Raw genomic sequence first — 17,039 nt, 5'->3', positions numbered from 1 at the left:
CATGCTGCGCTGGATCACTGCACTTTCATTTGCACTTGCCACCAGCGCCGCGGCGCTGCCCACCCAGGCCCAGGTCTGGGTACCGGCCTGGACCGCCTCGCCGGCGCCCGACCGCCAGGACGGCACGCCGGAAGCACCGGTGCAGTTCGCCAACCAGACCGTGCGCCAGGACATGCGCCTGGCCAGCTCGGCCACCGCGCTGCGCTTCCGCATCACCAACGAGCTGGGCGTGGCGCCGCTGCATATCGGCGGCGCCACCGCACAGCGCACCGGCACGGCCACGCCGGCCAAGCTGGTGACCTTCAACGGGCGCAGCGAGGTCACCGTGCCGGTGGGCGCGGTGCTGCTCAGCGACCCGGTGCCGATGGCGGTGCCGGCGCTAGCTGATGTCTCACTCACCGTGTATTTCCCCGAACCCACCCAGCCGGCGGTGCGCCGCACCGCGCTGCGCATTGCCGACGGCCGCCAGGCCGAGGTTGCCGACAAGGTGAAGCTGGCCTACCGGCAGAACGTGGTGTCGGCGGTGCTGGCCGAGCGCAGCACCACGCCGATCGTGGTGGTCGCACTGGGCGATTCGATCACCGAAGGTGCCACCGCCACGCGCGGCAGCAACGGTGATTGGCCTTCGCTGCTGGCCACCCGCCTGCAGCAGGCCTGCCCGGACCAGGTGGTGCTGGTCAACGCCGGCATCAGCGGCAACAAGGTGATGGACCATGGCCGCAGCCACAGTGCGTTGGCCCGGCTGGACCGCGATGTGATCGCGCTGCCGCACGTGGACCGGGTGATCCTGTTCGAAGGCATCAACGATATCCGCCATGACGGCGGCACCCCGCCGGTGGCCGGCCGCAACGCCGATGACATGGTGCTGGGCTACCGGCAGGTGGCCGAGCGCCTGCACAGCAACGGCATCCGCGCCATTGCCGCAACGATGACGCCGTTCGGCGGATCGGACCGCTACGAACCCGTATCGGCCGGCACCCGCACCACGCTCAACACCTGGATGCGCGGTGGGCGCAGTGGCTTCGATGCGCTGATCGACTTCGACCAGATCCTGCGCGATCCGGCCAAGCCGGAATTCCTGCCGGAAGCCATCACCCGCGATTTCCTGCACCCGAACGACGAAGGCTACCGGCGCATGGCGGAAGGCGTGGACCTGGCCCTGCTCGGGTGCACCGCACGATGAGCGCGCAACGGTTCCAGCTGGCGCCCCACCCTAGCCCGCGCTGGGCTGCGATGGCGCTGGGTGAAGTGATGTTGCGGTTCGACCCGGGCGAAGGCCGCGTGCGCAACGCCCGCCAGTTCCAGGTATGGGAAGGCGGCGGCGAGTACAACGTGGCACGCGGGTTGAGCAGTACCTTCGGCCATGCCACGGCGGTGCTGACCGCACTGCCTCGCAACGAGCTGGGCCTGCTGGCCCAGCAGCTGATCCAGGCCGGCGACGTGGACAGCAGCCAGATCCTCTGGCGCGAGTACGACGGCATTGGCCGCAACACGCGGATGGGGCTGAACTTCACCGAGCGCGGCTTCGGCGTGCGCGCGCCGCTGGGGGTGTCCGACCGGGCGTACTCGGCCGCCTCGCAACTTCAGCCTGACGAGATCGACTGGGACACGCTGTTCGGCGTGCACGGGGTGCGCTGGCTGCACACCGGCGGCATCTTCGCGGCGTTGTCCGAGCACAGCGCGCAGACGGCCATCGCTGCCGTGCGCGCGGCGCGCCGGCATGGCGTGGCGGTGTCCTACGACCTCAACTACCGCGCCAGCCTGTGGAACAGCCACCCGGATCCGGACGCGGCACGGCACGCCAACTGCGCCATCGCCGCCGAGTGCGACCTGCTCATTGGCGATGAGTATTCCTTTGCCGCCTGCCTCGGCATGGACCTGGCCGACCTGGGCCGTCGCGAGACACCGATGGATGTGGGACCGGCCGATGCGGCCGCGCTCCGCGCAATGGAACGGTTCCCCAACCTGCAGGCGGTGGCGTTCACCCTGCGCGATGCGACCAACGCGGCCCGCAACGGTTGGGCCGGCGCGCTGCGCAACCGCGAGGCGCTGTTCGTCTCCGCCGCGCGCGAAGTCGACCTGCTGGACCGCGTGGGCGGCGGCGATGCGTTCGTGGCCGGCGTGGTGCATGCCCTGCTGGAAGGCCTGGGCGAACAGGCGGCGGTGGAGCTCGGCGCGGCACACGGCGCTTTGGCGATGACCACGCCGGGCGATGCCGCGTGTACCAGCCGCGAGGAGGTGGAAGCGGTGGCGCGCGGTGACGGCGCCGCCGCGCGGCGATAGCGCGCGGTTCAGCGCGGCTCGGCGAGCCGCGCCAGGCCTTCGGTGGCGGAGCGGGTCAAGGGGGCGGGCAACGCGTCGGCCGCAAACCAGTCCACGGCAAGGATTGCTTCGGGTTCGAGCGACGCGGCCGGCGTGTCGTCCAGCGTGCGCGCCAGGTAGACCGGTGCCACCCAGTGCTGGCCCAGCGCCGGCTCGAAGTGGTCCACCACGCAGAGCAGCCGCTCCAACGCGATGCGAAGTCCGGTCTCTTCCAGCACTTCGCGCACCACCGTATCTTCCACCTTCTCCATCCAATCGACCTTGCCGCCGGGCAGGCCCCAGTGGCCCTGCTCGGGCGGACGCCCGCGCTTGACCAGCAGGACGGCCCCATCGGCACGCTGGATGACGGCACCACAGCCGACGCGGGGGTGTTGCAGTGGGGTCGGCTGGGACATGGGGTTCTCCGGGAGGCCGAGCCATTATCGCCTGCGGGCCCGCGACCACCAACGGTGGCCGCCTACCGTCTGCTGTGCACCCGGGGCCATCCGTGGTGGCCGCCAACCGTTGCTTCGGACCCGCGACCATCCGTGGTGGCCGCCAACCGATGGATGCGGCGGTAGGTACCGACCGTTGGTCGGTACGCTTTTCGCGCCCACAAAAAAGGCCCGGCATGTGCCGGGCCCTAGTCGCTGCGCCAGTCAGGCACGCAACGGAGCGATCAGACGCCGCTTACCAGCTGAAGCGCGGGCCGACCGACCATTCCTTGTCACCGTGGCGATCCATCTTGATATCGCCGTTGATGCCCCAGTTCTGGTTCAACTTCACCTGGCCACCCAGGCGGCCGTAGAACTGGCCATCCGGATTGATGCCGTGCTTCTTGCTGTAATCCTCGTAACCGGCCATTGCGTAGACTTCGGCGTGCTGGCCGAACGCGGTGCGGATACCGGCTTCAGCGCTGTAGCCGTTGAAGTCCAGGCCTTCCTTCGGGTCGAACTTGTTGTAGGCAACGCGGCCCACGAAGTCGGTGCTGGTGGCGATTTCGTGGTTGTAACCCACGCCGACGCGCCACTGGTCAACCTTGAAGTTGCCGATGTCGGTCTTCTGCTGGTTGTATTCACCAAACGCATGGAAGTTCGGCAGGAAACCGTACGAACCCTTCACACCCCAACCGTCGGCCTTGCCACCATCGGCATCGGTCTTGACGTAATCGCCTTCGGCGTAATTGTAGGACAGGCCTTCAGCGGCCGAAGCGCCGAACGGCAGAGCGGCGGCGAGCGCCAGGGCAATCAAGGAGGTCTTCATGGGGGTACACCTTTTCTGTTGTTTCATTCGTGCAGTGGCACAAGCGGCTTCTGCATCGGGAATGTAAATTCTCCGTTATTCGACACAACGCGCCCTGAAGTGAGCCGGTTTCGGCTACGCGAATTTTTGGCAACCATTCAGACGCGTCGTGTCATATACGCGCGCGCTGCATTTTTCAGGTGTGCTGTGTGTGTTCGCGGCACGCGATGAACCTCGCGTTTACAACGCGGGGAGTCAAGGGGAATGGAAGTGATCGACAGGTCGCCGCTGGACTCATGCCGGAATGATTCGGCAGGGCGAAGGGAATCCGGTCACGACGATACCCTTGCAGGGCGTCACGCGCTGGGGAGCCGCTCTTGGGGAGTAGTCGGCTAACGCGTCCATCTTCCGTGTTGCACCGGCTGACGCAGCTCTGGCATCAAACCGCAGGGCCCTTGGGGTGGCCTGCCCGGCGCTTGCATAGTGAGGCCGATAGCGGCGCGCGAATATCAGGATGTTCCTCACCGTCGTTAAGGGTTTTCTTACCCTTGCTTCGCTGCAATGCAGCGCGCCAGTGACTTAACCCGTTGATTTTCCGGCCGCATATGCCGGATTAACGAAATCATCACCGCCTCCAGCCTGCCCTGGAGGCACTGTCGATTTCCCGCGCCCCCACGCGTCGTATTCCTTGAAGGTGCCCGCCGTGGTGCACCGGTTACCGGAGGCTGCAGATGTCCTATATCGACGGTTTCGTATTGGCCGTACCCACCGCCAACAAAGACAAATTCATCAAACACGCCAACGAAGGCGATTCGGTGTTCATGGAATTCGGCGCGCTGCGCGTGGTGGAGTGCTGGGGTGATGACGTCACCCACGGCAAGCAGACCGACTTCTTCCGCTCCGTAGAAGCCAAGGACGATGAGACGGTGTTCTCCTGGATCGAATGGCCGGACAAGGCCACCCGTGATGCGGGGATGGAGAAAATGATGAAGGACCCGCGCATGGATCCGGCCAACAATCCCATGCCGTTCGACGGCAAGCGGATGATCTATGGCGGCTTCGTACCGATCGTGGAACTCAGGAAGTAGCAGGCGCTTTAGCGGGCGAATCGACGGCCCAGGCAGCCACCCGCCCCGCTCAGCGCGCGTGGCTGCTGTCGTCGTCCTGGCCGTGGCCCATGCCCACCCCGGCGCCGCCACCGCCCATGCCGCCCATGCCACCACCGCCGCCGCCCTTGCCCCCGGCGCGGTCGCCGGCCTCTGCCTTGCCCCGCGCACCACCGGCCGCAGGCCGCGCCGGGCCTTGGCGCGGAATCGCCACGCTGGCGGGAATGGGCGCCAGGTCCAGCGCCTCGCGGATGAAATCGCGCAGCGATACCACCAGCTCGGCGGTCGGCACCGCACGGCCTGCGGCCAGTTCGTTGGCCGCATGTGCGGCCAGCCGCACCTGGTCGTCGGTGCCCAGCAGCACGATGTCCGAGAGCGCCGCTTCCACCGCATCGCGGATCCGGCGTGCGCGGTCGCTGCCGGTGCTCAGTGGCAGGTTCAACGTCTCATCGCCTTCGCCAGACGCCTGGCGCAGGTCACGCAGGTGGCGCGGATCGACATGCAACGCGCCGGTGAACGACCCGCCGAGCGTCTTGTAGGCGGCAATCAGGGTGCGTAGCCGCTCGTTGATCTGGCGGTTCTCGCGCTCGCGGCGCTGCTGCAGGGTCTGCATGAACACCAGGCGGATGCCCACGCCGATCAGGGTGATGACCGCCAGCCCGACCAGGGTGGAGAGCATGGCCTGCCAGGAGCTGAAGTCCAGGTTGCGCATCGGCGTCAGCTCACCCGCACTTGGAGTACCCACAATTCAGGCAGGTGGCGCAGCCGTCCATGAACACCTGCGCCTTGGTGAAGCACTTCTCGCACATGCTGGCGCTGGGCGGAAAGCTGGCGCCGTCGCCGGTGATGGCCAGCTCTTCGCTCTCCCGCGCTTCGTACTCGCGGCGCTTTTCAGCGATCAGCGCGCGTTGCGCGGCGCTCATCTCCGGGTCGTGCAGCAGCCCGATCGACTTGAGGTGGTGTTCGACGATGCTGCCCAGTTCGGCCACCAGCGAGGGCATGTAGGCGCCGCCGATCTTGTAGTAGCCGCCGCGCGGGTCGAACACGGCCTTCATTTCCTCGACCAGGAAGGTCACGTCCCCGCCCTTGCGGAACACGGCAGACATGATCCGGGTAAGCGCCACGATCCACTGGAAGTGCTCCATCGACTTGGAGTTGATGAACACCTCGAAGGGCCGGCGCAGCTCGTGTTCGGTGCCCGGGTTGAGCACGATGTCGTTGATGGTCACGTAGAAGGCGTGCTCCACCATCGGCGATTTGATCTTGTAGGTGTTGCCGACCAAGACGTCGGGGCGCTCGATGCGCTCGTGCATCTGCACGATGTCGTTGGCGGCGTCCGGGAGCGGGGCGGCGGTAGGCGCTGCCTGGCGCGTCTCCTCGGGGGTGACGACGGCATACCCGGTGATCTTCTGATCGATCCTGACAGCCATGGTGCGTTTCCTCGGTGTTCACGGCGCCCGCGCGGGGCGGGCGCCGTGCATTACCTGCTTACTTGCGGGCGCGCTTGGCCGGGGCCTTGCGGGCCACGGTCTTGGCGGCGCGCTTGGCCGGTGCAGCCTTGCGGGCAACCGACTTGCGGGCAACAGCGGTCTTCTTGGCGACAGCCTTCTTGGTGGCGGCCGACTTGCGGGCCACGGTCTTCTTGGCGACAGCAACCTTCTTGCCGACCGTCTTGCGGGCGGTGGCGGACTTCCTGGTGACGGCCTTCTTGGTGGCAGCGGACTTGCGGGCGACCGTCTTCTTGGCGACAGCGACCTTCTTGCCAACGGTCTTGCGGGCAGTGGCGGTCTTTTTGCCCACGGCCTTCTTGGTGGCCGCCGACTTCTTGGCCACAGCCTTCTTGGCGGTAGCGACCTTCTTGCCAACAACCTTCTTGGCGGTGGCGGTCTTCTTGGTCACGGCCTTCTTGGCAGCAACCGACTTCCTGGCGACAGCCTTCTTGGCGGTGGCAGCCTTCTTGCCCACGACCTTCTTGGCGGCGGTGGTCTTCTTGGTCACGGCCTTCTTGGCGGTGGCGACCTTCTTGCCGGCAACCTTCTTGGCGGCCTTGGTGGTCTTGGTCACGGCCTTTTCAGCAGCGGCCTTCTTCTTGGCAACCTTCTTGGTCAGCGCGGCGGCCTCGGCCTTGGCGTTGCTCTTGGCGGTTTCCAGCTTCTTCTTGGCGGTGGCCAGGCTCTTGCCGACCGACTTGGCGGCCTTGTCAGCCTTCTTGGCGACGGTCTTCTCGGCCTTCTTGACAGCCTTCTTGACCTTGGCAACCTGGGTGGTGGCAGCCTTGCGCGCGCGCTTGGCGGTCTTCTTCACCGAAGCGACCACTTCTTCAGCGGTGTGGGCGATGGTCTCGCCAACGTTACCGGCGGTTTCTTTCACAGTTTCCACACCCTGCGACAGGGTCGCGGTGACGCCATTTCCGTTGCTCATGTTTTGCCTCCTGAGGGGCCAGTCAGTGATTTCGCTGGCGATGCTATACCGGCGCGGACGATCGTGGAACGGTCTTGTCGCAGCCCGTGAGCCGCCTTTGTGCTTGCCCGGCCGGCGCCATGAATCCGGCGCGGACGGGAATCACGCATGAAACCACTTGAAAACAGCTTCGGCTGCACAATCAGAACTTGCCGTAATAGCCCTCCTTGAGCGCGTCGAACAGGTTCGCGGCGGTGTGCAATTCGCCGTCATACTCGATCTGTTCGTTGCCCTTTACCTCCACAACTGCGCCGTCCTGGAGTTCGAAACGGTAGGTGGTGTTCTCCAGATCGGCCTCCTTGACCAGCACGCCCTGGAACGCGGCGGGGTTGAAACGGAAGGTGGTGCAGCCCTTCAATCCCTGCGCGTGGGCGTAGCGGTAAATGTCCTTGAACTGCTCGTAGGGGTAGTCGGTGGGGACGTTGGCGGTCTTGGAAATGGAGCTGTCCACCCACTTCTGCGCGGCGGCCTGGACATCCACGTGCGCCTTGGGCGAGATGTCGTCGGCGGCAATGAAGTAGTCGGGCAGGCGTTCTCCATCCTCGTCGGCGAACGGCATGGCCTGCGGGTTGACCAGGTGCCGGTAGGCCAGCAGTTCGTAGGAGAACACGTCCACCTTCTCCTTGCTCTTGCGCCCCTCGCGGATCACGTTGCGGCTGTAGTGATGGGCGAACGAGGGCTCGATGCCGTTGGAGGCGTTGTTGGCCAGCGACAGGCTGATGGTGCCGGTGGGGGCGATGGAACTGTGGTGGGTGAAGCGGGCGCCGATCTCGGCCAGCTCCTCCACCAGCTCCGGGGCCACGCTGGCGATGCGCTGCATGTAGCGGCTGTAGCGGGCATGCAGCACCTTGCCCTCGATCTGCTGGCCGGCGCGCCAGCCATCGACGGCCATTTCCGGGCGCTGGCGCAGCATGGCGGCGGTGACCTCGAAGGTCTCCTGCATGATCGGCGCCGGCCCTTTCTCGCGGGCCAGGCTGAGCCCGGTTTCCCACCCCGCCACGGCCATCTCGCGGGCGATGGCCTCGGTGAAGTCGCAGGCGTCGGGCGCGCCATAGGTCATGCGCAGCATGGCCAGGGTGGAGCCCAGGCCCAGGAAGCCCATGCCGTGCCGGCGCTTGCGCAGGATCTCCTGGCGCTGCTGTTCCAGCGGCAGGCCATTGACCTCCACCACATTGTCGAGCATGCGGGTGAACACCCGCACCACTTCTTTGTATTCGTCCCAGTCGAACCGGGCCTGGGCGGTGAATGGGTCGCGCACGAAGCGGGTGAGGTTGACCGAGCCGAGCAGGCACGCGCCATACGGGGGCAAGGGCTGTTCGCCGCAGTTATGGGCATGCAGGCCGTTGCCGTCGAAGCAGTGGATGCCAGGTACCTGGACGTCGTAGACGTCTTCCACCCCGTCCGGGTCCACGCTTTCAACGGTGGCGAAGAAGCGGCTGCGGTTGAGCGTGCGGCGGTAGGCGGCCAGCGTCCGGGTAAGGCGCGCGGCCTTGTCGGTGTCGGCGAACCCGATCAGCGCGTCGTAGCGGGCTACGCCTTCGCCGCTGACCACGAGTTCGAACTGGGCCAGGGTGGGGTAAGCACGCTGGCCACCACGGCCATCCGGCAGCACGGCGTGTCCGGCCTCGCGGCGGGCGTAGAGGGTGGCGGGAATACCCAGCCGCAGCAGCATGCGCTGCACCGCCTCCAGGCGCGGGCGATCAGACTGCGCCAACCGCACGGATACGCCCTTGCCTTGGTTGCCCTGCACGCTGCCGTCGGCGTCGAAGAGGCCGCGCAGGAAGCCACGGCAGGCATCGCTGGAAAGTTTTTCCAGCGCCGGGGTAATCGGTTTGTGGCCCGGGGACATGCCCAGCTGCTGGGCAAGATCGCGCAGCGCGGCTGACGTCAGGCGCCACTCGTTTCGCCCCTTCACTTCCGACCAGCCAGCAACGTCGGAGCGGTGCGATAAGGTTCGCGTGCAGCGGATTACTTCATCCATCAGCGCGCGGGTCCCCGCGGTAGGCACTCCCGGGTCGCCATTGGCGACCGCCGCCTGACACCACACCGATAGGACAGCCCCATGCTGTTTGAGAGTCCCGTCGCCAACCAGAAGCCCCAGCAGGTAACCCTGCTCATGCGCCAGCGCACCCGGCCAGTGCGGCGCGGCGCGATGGTCCTGCAGCAGCACCTCATCCCCCGCCTGCAACTGGCCCGCCTCGCACCACTCGCTCTGCACCTCCCAGCGGGTGCGGTGGGTGACCCGGCGAACCCGATGGTCGGCAGTCAGCCGCAGCCGATGGCCTTCGCGGGTCTGCAGGGCGAGCACCGGCTTGCGCGCCGTGCGGAAGAACCCGGCATCGGTAGTGGCATGGTCCTGCCCCTCCACGCGCACGTGGAACCCCTGCCCGATCAGCTCGGCCACCTGGCGCGGCCCGGCGGCGGTGTGCACCCAGGTATCGCCGGTGACGCAGGGATTGGTGGCGCGGATGTCCTCGCACCACCAGTTGTTGTTCATTTCATTGACCCGGTCGATCAGGATGAAACCCGGTTCGGCGTAGTCATAGGTGGACACCATGATCATGTCCCACAGGTGCCGGGCGCGGATCTGGCCGTAGACCCGGCAGGCGACCAGGCCGTCCTCGCGGACCACGTAGTCGCGGTGGGTGGGCCATTCGCGCCACTGCACGGCGGCCGGATCGGCCAGGTCGAACTCGCCGGCCTCGTGCCGGCTCAGCGGGAATACCAGCGGCCAGTCGGCGTCGTTGTCCACGGCCTGCATGAAGCCATCGGTGATCAGCAGCGACAGGTTGAACTGGCGCAGCCGGCCATCTTCGCGCTTGGCCCGGATGAAATCGCGCACATCCGGGTGCGAGACGTCGAAGGTGCCCATCTGCGCACCACGGCGGCCGCCGGCCGAGGAGATGGTGAAACACATCTTGTCGAAGATATCCATGAAGGACATCGGGCCGGAGGTGTGTGCACCAGCCCCTGCCACGAACGCGCCGCGCGGGCGCAGCGTGCTGAACTCATAGCCGATGCCGCAGCCGGCCTTGAGGGTAAGCCCGGCTTCGTGGACCTTGCGCAGGATGCCGTCCATCGAATCTTCGAGCGTGCCCGAGACGGTGCAGTTGATGGTGCTGGTGGCCGGCTTGTGCGCCTGCGCGCCGGCATTGGAGATGATGCGGCCGGCGGGAATGGCGCCACGGCGCAGCGCCCAGGTGAAGCGCTCGCGCCAGTGCCGGCGCTTGTCCTCGGTGAGTTCGGCATCGGCCAGGGCGTGCGCCACGCGCAGGTAAGTGGCGTCGATATCCGCATCCAGCGCCTGGCCCTGCTTGGTCTTGAGCCGGTACTTCTTGTCCCAGATATCCAGCGATGCCGGCTGCAGCGGCACGTCGCCGGTGGACAGCTCCGGGGGAATCACGTCCGTTTGCACCGTACGCATTCGAGGCAGGCTCCATCGCGTGGTCACCGGGTGTGCCCGCTGGCGGACCCAACGCCTTGGGGCACTCTGGGTCGGCAACGCAACATCTAGTGGCCGGCCTGGATCCAGCTTACGCCGGCACGGGGGCGTGTCAACGGCACGGAAGGTCGCAGGGGCCGCAGTGGCCGCGGTCGATTTCATCGCTGGTTTAGCCGACAGCGCACAGACTCATTCAGCTTGATTTACCGTATACGTGTTTTCCGCCCACCGGACTCCCATGCGACCGCTCCCGACCCTGCTCACGCTCGCGCTTGCCGCCGCCTTCGGAGGCTTTGTCGCTTCCGCCATCAACGCCCATCTGGACAACCGCGCTGAAGCGGCGCCGGCCATGCTGGCCATTCCGGCGACCGCTGCGCTGCCTGCGTCGGTGGCCGGGCAGCCGGTGCCGTCGCTGGCGCCGATGCTGGAGCGGGTGATGCCGGCGGTGGTGAGCGTCAATACCAAGCAGGTGGTGCGGGTGCGCAACCCGTACTTCAACGACCCGTTCTTCCGCCGCCTGTTCCCCGAAGTGCCGCAGGAGCGCATCAATGAATCGCTTGGTTCGGGCGTCATCATCGATGCGGCCGAAGGCCTGGTGCTGACCAACCACCACGTGATCGAGAACGCCGACGACGTGCAGGTAACGCTGTCGGACGGGCGCACGGTCAAGGCCGAGTTCCTCGGTTCGGACCGCGATACCGACATTGCGCTGATCCGCATTCCGGCCGACAAGCTCACCGCGCTGCCGCTGGGCGACAGCACGCAGCTGCGCGTGGGCGATTTCGTGGTGGCCATCGGCAACCCGTTCGGCTTCAGCCAGACGGTTACGTCGGGCATCGTCTCGGCGGTGGGCCGCACCGGCATCCGCGGGCTGGGCTACCAGAACTTCATCCAGACCGACGCTTCGATCAACCCGGGCAACTCCGGCGGCGCGCTGGTCAACCTGCAGGGCCAGCTGGTGGGCATCAATACCGCCAGCTTCAACCCGCAGGGCAGCATGGCCGGCAACATCGGGTTGGGCCTGGCCATTCCGACCAACCTGGCGCGCGATGTGGTGGACCAGCTCATCAAGCATGGCGTGGTGGTGCGCGGCACGTTGGGCATCGAAGCACAGAACCTCACCCAGGCGCTGGCGCAGAACCTGGGCCTGAGCGAAGCGCGTGGCGCGCTTGTCACCCGCGTGCTGGCCGGTTCGGGCGCCGCTGCGGCGGGGCTGAAGCCGGGCGATGTGGTGGTGTCGGCCAATGGCCAGCGGGTGGATGGCGCGGTGGCGCTGCACAACGTGGAGGGCCTGCAGCCGGTGGGCAGCGCGCTGACACTGGAGGTGCGCCGTGATGGCAAGCCGCTGACGTTCAAGGCCACGCTGAAGGAACAGCCCCGCGCGGTTGCCGGTGAATCGCTGGACCCGCGGTTGAGCGGCGCCACCTTCGTCGACCTGCCCGAGACATTGCGCCAGGCCGGCAGCAGCGGGGTCATGGTCAGCGAGGTCAAGCGCGGCAGCCGCGCGGCGAATTCGGGCCTGGTCGCCGGCGATCTGATCATCCAGGCCAGCGTGGGTGAATTCGCCGACCTGGCCAGCTGGCGCGCCAATTTCCAGCAGCGCCCGCAGCAGCTGGTGCTGCGCGTGGTGCGCGGCAATGCGCGCGGCGAACTGGAGATGCGCTGAACCGGTCAGGCAACCTTCGCGCGCGGATCACACCAGCTGACGCCCTCTACACCCTGCCAGTGCTATTACCTTCAGTTCGCTTCGACCGGCATGGCCTGCGGTCACCTTCCCCATCGCTTACTACGGAGATACACGATGAGCCCCACCAATACCGAAAACCTGAAGGAACACCTGGGTGAAGCCGGTTCGCACCTGAAGTCGGCTGCCACCGCTGCCGGCGGCGCGATCAAGGGCGCCACCGGCGCGGCGACCGACGAACTGCGTATCGGCAAGGCCAACGTCAAGGCCGAACTCTCCGACACCGCACTGTCCGGGCTGGCTGCTGCTGAATTCGGCGGTGCTGCTGCCAAGGAACAGGTCGATGCGCTGATGGACAAGGGCAAGGACCTGGTCGACAGCGCCGCTGAGCTGATCCGCGAGCGCCCGCTGGCCTCGTTCGGCGTGGCGTTTGCCGCCGGCTGGATCATCGCCAAGCTTGCCCGCAGCGGCGACAAGTAAGTCGGCGTGAGCGATCAAGCACAGTCGACGCCTGACGGTGGGGCGGCAACGCCTCCACCCGAGGGCGATGCCGGGCAGCGCGCGCCGCGCCTGGATGAAAGCATCCGCGAGGTCGGCCAGGCCGGCCGCGCAACCGTGGATTCGGCCAAGCACACGCTGCGTTCGCTGCGTCGTCTGGCCTCTTTTGAATTTGCATTGGCACGCAGTGCGTTCGGTCGGGCATTGGCGTGGAGCGGGGTGGCGATCGTGTTCGGCGCCTCAGCCTGGCTGCTGCTGGCCGGCACGCTGATTGCGCTGATGCAGCGCTGGGGCCTGTCCTGGTTCCATTCGCTGTTGATCACCTCGCTGGTGAGCCTGGCGATGACCGGCTACGCCATCTGGCGGGTGTCGTTCTTCTTCCGCCACACCGGCATGCATGCCACCCGCCGCCAGTTGTCGCGGCTGGGCCTGTTCGATGAGCCCACCGAAGACGATCCCGATGCGGATGTGCGGGCAGCGGAGCGTACGCCATGAAGTTCGAAGCCCTTCGCCACCGCGTCAAGCGGGCTGAACAGGTGGTCTCGATCCGGGTCGACCAGACCCAGTGCAGCTGGTTCACCCTCAGCCAGGCCTGGCGCGAAGGCTGGACCCCACTGCGCATCATCAGCGTGGGCCTTGCCGGTGGTTTCCTGGCCGGCAAGCTGGAGCCCGGCAGCACCCGTTTCCACGGGGCCCGCTGGCTGCAGATGATTGGTTCGGTGTCCAACCTGATGGCCAGCGCACAGGCGGCGTTCGCCTCGATGCAGGCCAATGAGGCGGCCGAAACCGCCGAACAGGCCGCGGACAAGGTGGATGAAGCGGTCGACCCGACGCCACCTGCAGCACCGGCTCGGGCCGCCGCCCCTGCCCCTGCGCCACGGGCCCGGGTGACCGCTACGCAGGAGGCGGCGCAGCCGCAGCCACTGCCAGCGGAAGCGGCCACCGACGTTTCCGAACGTTAACCGGTAGCGCCGGCCGTTTGCCGGCCCTCCCATTCCACACGCCGCACGCACCCGGGTTGCCCAATAATGCGTCTCCTCTCCAGCGTGCGACCTGCATGAGCGTTCCTGCGCCCTCCCCTGCCGACGCTCCCCTGCCGGTACCGGTACCGCCCCCGCCGCGCCCGCGCGCGCCGATGTCGCTGGTGGTGCTGGCCATGCTGGCGGTGGCGTTCACTCTGTGGGCCGCGCAGGAAATCATTCTGCCGATCCTGCTTGCCATGTTCTTCGCGCTGGTCGGCAACCCGATCCTGCGCCTGCTGGGCCGGCTGTGGGTTCCGCGCTTCCTGGCGGCGGTGCTGGTGATCGGGGTGGGGTTGAGCGGCACGGCCGCGCTGGGCGTGCAGCTGGTGGGCCCGGCGATGGAATGGGCGCAGGAAGCGCCGCAGCAGCTGCGCAAGGTGGCCCGGCAGGTGCAGAACCTGACCAAGCCGGTGCAGCAAGCCAACCAGGCGGCGGAGAATTTCGCGCGCGTGGCGGGTGGCGAAGGCAGCCGCCGGGTGCAGGTAGTGCGCACCCAGCTGGATGACCCGTACAAGGTGCTGACCCGGGCGCCGCGCCTGGCCGCGTCCGTGCTGGCGGTGGTGCTGCTGACGCTGTTCTTCATGATCTATGGGCAGAACCTGCAGAAGCATGCCATCGCGCTGTTCCCCAGCCGGCAGCAGCAGCGGTTCACCACCGACATCCTGCGTTCGATCGAACGTGAGGTCTCGCGCTATGTATTGACCATCACCGTGATCAACACACTGGTGGGGCTGATCTTCTCCGGGGTGCTGTTGCTGCTGGGCATCAGCCTGCAGGAGGCGCTGCTGTGGGGCACGGTAGCGGCGCTGCTGAATTTCGCACCCTACGTGGGCCCGCTGATCGGGGTGACGCTGATGCTGCTGATGGGCTTCGTGGAGTTCAGCGACCCCTTCCATGCCTTGCTGCCGGCGGCGTGTTACCTGGCCCTGCACACCATTGAAGGCCAGGTGGTGACCCCGATCGTGCTGGGCCGGCAGATGGCGATTTCGCCGCTGATCCTGATCCTGGCGCTGATGGTGTTCGGCTGGCTGTGGGGCATGGTGGGCCTGCTGCTGTCGGTCCCCCTGCTGGTCTGCATCAAGCTGGTGCTGGCGCGCCTGGACGGCACCCAGGGGTGGGCGAAACTGTTGGAGTAGAATGGGCGGGTGAATTTTCCCGTCCTAGCCATCACTCTCGACCTCGACGACACCCTGTGGCCGTTCGCCCCCATCGGCGCCCGCATCGACCAGGTGTTGTACGAGTGGATGCTCCAGCACAGCCCCGCCACCGCCGCGATGTACCCGGTGGCGGCGATGCGCGAACTGCGTGAGCGCTCCTTCCGCGATAACCCGCACCTGCACTACGACCTGAGCGCCCTGCGCCGGCTCACCCTGCGCGAGGCGCTGGAAAACAGCGGGGCAGACCTGGCCCTGCTGGAACCGGCCTACGAAGCGTTCTACGCCGCGCGCAACCAGGTGGAGTTCTACCCCGATGCGGTGGACGCACTGGCCCGCATCGCCGCCCGGGTGCCGGTGGCCGCGCTCAGCAATGGCAACGCCGACCTGGCCCGGATCGGGCTGGACCACCACTTCGCCTTCCAGCTGGGTTCGCGCGAACACGGCGCGGCCAAGCCGGCCGCGAGCATCTTCCACGCTGCCTGCGAGCGCCTGGGCGTGGCCCCGGCGCAGGTGCTGCACGTGGGCGACCACATCGAAATGGACGTGGTGGGCGCGATGCAGGCCGGCCTGCGCGGCTGCTGGATCAACCGCATCGAACACACCTGGCACCATCCTTCGCTGCAGCCTGACCTGCAGTTCGACACCCTGACCGGGCTGGCCGACTGGCTCGATGCGAACGCATCGGCACAGACCGCCTGACCACGAACGGAGCACGACCCCGCATGACCCAGATCACCGGCTTCACCACCGATTCGGCCAACGCCCTGCCGCTGCATGTCATGGAGCGCGAACAGTTCGCGGCGTGGCGCGCGCAGCAGAGCCCGGCCCTGGTTGCCTGGCTGGATGCGCAGCACTTCAACGGCAGCGGTGGCAGCGTGGTGCTGCTGCCGGGCGAGCACGGCCTGGCCGGCGCCATCGTCGGCGTGGGCGACCCGGGCGATGCCTATGCGTATGCACACGCCCCGTTCGCCCTGCCCGAAGGCAGCGTGTGGAAGCTGGCCAATGCGCTGCCGGCCAACATCGAAACCCTGCTGCACCTGGGCTGGGGCCTGGGCAGCTACCGCTTCGCGCGCTATCGCAAGCCCAATCGCGCCCCGGCGCAGCTGGTGGCCAGCCCGGCCGCCGAAGTGCGCGATGTGATCACCGCCAGCCTGCGCGTGCGCGACTGGGTGAACACCCCTACCGAAGACATGGGCCCGCAGCAGCTGGAAGACGCCGCGCGTGAACTGGCCGCCGCCCATGGTGGCCAGTGCGAAGTGATCACCGGTGACGCGCTGCTGGAGCAGAATTTCCCGGCCATCCACGCGGTGGGTCGCGCCTCGCACCGCGCGCCGCGCCTGATCGCGCTGCGCTGGGGCCAGGCCGGCCGCCCGCACGTGGCGCTGGTGGGCAAGGGCGTGTGCTTCGATACCGGCGGGCTGGACATCAAGCCGGCCGACGGCATGCGCAACATGAAGAAGGACATGGGCGGCGCCGCGCACGCGCTGGCGCTGGCCGGGCTGATCATGGCCCAGGAGCTGCCGGTGCAGCTCACCCTGCTGATCGCTGCGGTGGAAAACGCGATCGGCCCGGATGCGTTCCGCCCGGGCGAAGTGATCGCCACCCGCAAGGGCCTGAGCATCGAAATCGACAACACCGATGCCGAAGGCCGGCTGGTGCTCTGCGATGCGCTGACCTACGCCAGCGAACAACAGCCGGAGATCGTGCTGGATTTCGCCACGCTCACCGGCGCGGCGCGCATAGCGCTCGGCCCGGACCTGCCGGCGCTGTTCAGCAACAGCGACAGCCTGGCCCAGCAGTGGCTGCAGGCCGGCGAAACCACGCGCGACCCGGTCTGGCGCATGCCGCTGTGGCGCCCGTACCTGCGTTACCTGCACAGCGGCATTGCCGACCTGGCCAACGCCGGTTCGCGCATGGCCGGCTCGGTGACCGCGGCGCTGTACCTGGAGCGGTTCATCGCCGAAGGCCAGGCCTGGGCGCACCTGGATGTGTATGCCTGGAATGATGGCGAACGCCCGGGCCGCCCGGCCGGTGGCGAGGCCCTGGCGCTGCGCTCGGCGTGGTCGATGTTGAAAACGCGATACGCGTAACGCCGAACCGAACCGAACCGATCCCCGCCCCGGCGGG

16 protein-coding genes are annotated in these 17,039 nt (G+C 67.3%); 10 read left to right on the top strand and 6 right to left on the bottom strand.

All coding sequences use genetic code 11. The features are described from left to right. The first annotated feature begins 1 nt into the window (after position 1). Both KVS69_RS07280 and KVS69_RS07275 read left to right on the top strand, forming a co-directional pair. A complete protein-coding gene (locus KVS69_RS07280; RefSeq protein WP_217537627.1) occupies positions 2 to 1,183 on the top strand; it encodes a GDSL-type esterase/lipase family protein in 1,182 nt (393 codons plus the stop codon). Continuing rightward, the gene (locus KVS69_RS07275; protein ID WP_217537626.1) at positions 1,180 to 2,283 is read left to right on the top strand and encodes a sugar kinase; all 1,104 of its coding nucleotides are present in this window, start codon (positions 1,180 to 1,182) and stop codon (positions 2,281 to 2,283) included. Before KVS69_RS07280 ends, KVS69_RS07275 begins: the two co-directional genes overlap by 4 nt. Positions 2,284 to 2,291: 8 nt before the next feature. Here the strand turns inward: KVS69_RS07275 and KVS69_RS07270 are convergent, their stop codons facing one another. Next, positions 2,292 to 2,717, bottom strand: coding sequence for an NUDIX domain-containing protein (locus KVS69_RS07270; RefSeq protein WP_217537625.1), 426 nt, complete (start codon positions 2,715 to 2,717; stop codon positions 2,292 to 2,294). Between the two features lie 274 nt (positions 2,718 to 2,991). Continuing rightward, positions 2,992 to 3,564, bottom strand: a complete 573-nt coding sequence (locus KVS69_RS07265; RefSeq protein WP_068848647.1) for an Ax21 family protein — start codon at positions 3,562 to 3,564, stop codon at positions 2,992 to 2,994. 710 nt (positions 3,565 to 4,274) lie between these two features. On the opposite strand from KVS69_RS07265, the gene KVS69_RS07260 reads away from it, so the two are divergent. Further along, positions 4,275 to 4,631, top strand: a complete 357-nt coding sequence (locus KVS69_RS07260; protein WP_217537624.1) for a DUF1428 domain-containing protein — start codon at positions 4,275 to 4,277, stop codon at positions 4,629 to 4,631. A 49-nt stretch (positions 4,632 to 4,680) separates the two neighbouring features. Here the strand turns inward: KVS69_RS07260 and KVS69_RS07255 are convergent, their stop codons facing one another. From KVS69_RS07255 to KVS69_RS07240, 4 genes are all read right to left on the bottom strand, one after another. Continuing rightward, a complete protein-coding gene (locus KVS69_RS07255; RefSeq protein ID WP_217537623.1) occupies positions 4,681 to 5,361 on the bottom strand; it encodes a hypothetical protein in 681 nt (226 codons plus the stop codon). A 10-nt stretch (positions 5,362 to 5,371) separates the two neighbouring features. Next, a complete protein-coding gene (locus tag KVS69_RS07250; RefSeq protein ID WP_184126120.1) occupies positions 5,372 to 6,079 on the bottom strand; it encodes an NrdJb in 708 nt (235 codons plus the stop codon). Positions 6,080 to 6,137: 58 nt separating this feature from the next. Continuing rightward, positions 6,138 to 7,070, bottom strand: a complete 933-nt coding sequence (locus KVS69_RS07245; protein WP_217537622.1) for a histone — start codon at positions 7,068 to 7,070, stop codon at positions 6,138 to 6,140. Between the two features lie 181 nt (positions 7,071 to 7,251). Then, positions 7,252 to 10,533 (bottom strand): LAGLIDADG family homing endonuclease, encoded by a 3,282-nt coding sequence (locus KVS69_RS07240; RefSeq protein ID WP_217537621.1) that lies wholly within the window; start codon positions 10,531 to 10,533, stop codon positions 7,252 to 7,254. Between the two features lie 256 nt (positions 10,534 to 10,789). Between KVS69_RS07240 and KVS69_RS07235 the strand changes: the two genes are divergently transcribed. The 7 genes from KVS69_RS07235 (at position 10,790) to KVS69_RS07205 (ending at position 17,002) form a co-directional block, all read left to right on the top strand. Further along, entirely contained in the window at positions 10,790 to 12,217 is a 1,428-nt protein-coding gene (locus tag KVS69_RS07235; protein ID WP_217537620.1) for a Do family serine endopeptidase, read from the top strand. Between the two features lie 135 nt (positions 12,218 to 12,352). Further along, positions 12,353 to 12,715, top strand: a complete 363-nt coding sequence (locus KVS69_RS07230) for a hypothetical protein (protein ID WP_068848632.1) — start codon at positions 12,353 to 12,355, stop codon at positions 12,713 to 12,715. 6 nt (positions 12,716 to 12,721) lie between these two features. Then, positions 12,722 to 13,228: a hypothetical protein gene (locus KVS69_RS07225; protein WP_068848630.1), complete on the top strand. Its 507-nt coding sequence runs from the start codon at positions 12,722 to 12,724 to the stop codon at positions 13,226 to 13,228. Beyond that, on the top strand, positions 13,225 to 13,695 hold the full coding sequence (locus KVS69_RS07220; RefSeq protein ID WP_217537619.1) for a protein sip-5: 471 nt from the start codon (positions 13,225 to 13,227) through the stop codon (positions 13,693 to 13,695). The genes KVS69_RS07225 and KVS69_RS07220 overlap by 4 nt, the downstream gene beginning before the upstream one ends. Positions 13,696 to 13,790: 95 nt before the next feature. Beyond that, positions 13,791 to 14,891, top strand: a complete 1,101-nt coding sequence (locus tag KVS69_RS07215) for an AI-2E family transporter (RefSeq protein ID WP_068848627.1) — start codon at positions 13,791 to 13,793, stop codon at positions 14,889 to 14,891. Positions 14,892 to 14,900: 9 nt separating this feature from the next. Continuing rightward, on the top strand, positions 14,901 to 15,611 hold the full coding sequence (locus KVS69_RS07210; protein WP_217537618.1) for an HAD family hydrolase: 711 nt from the start codon (positions 14,901 to 14,903) through the stop codon (positions 15,609 to 15,611). 23 nt (positions 15,612 to 15,634) lie between these two features. Beyond that, positions 15,635 to 17,002, top strand: coding sequence for a leucyl aminopeptidase family protein (locus KVS69_RS07205; RefSeq protein ID WP_217537617.1), 1,368 nt, complete (start codon positions 15,635 to 15,637; stop codon positions 17,000 to 17,002). The last annotated feature ends 37 nt before the right edge of the window (positions 17,003 to 17,039 follow it).

The organism is Stenotrophomonas sp. GbtcB23, from assembly GCF_019091045.1.
Classification (GTDB): domain Bacteria; phylum Pseudomonadota; class Gammaproteobacteria; order Xanthomonadales; family Xanthomonadaceae; genus Stenotrophomonas; species Stenotrophomonas rhizophila_A.
Note: the sequence above shows the minus strand (reverse complement) of the source record. Positions and strands in the feature narration are given on the sequence as shown.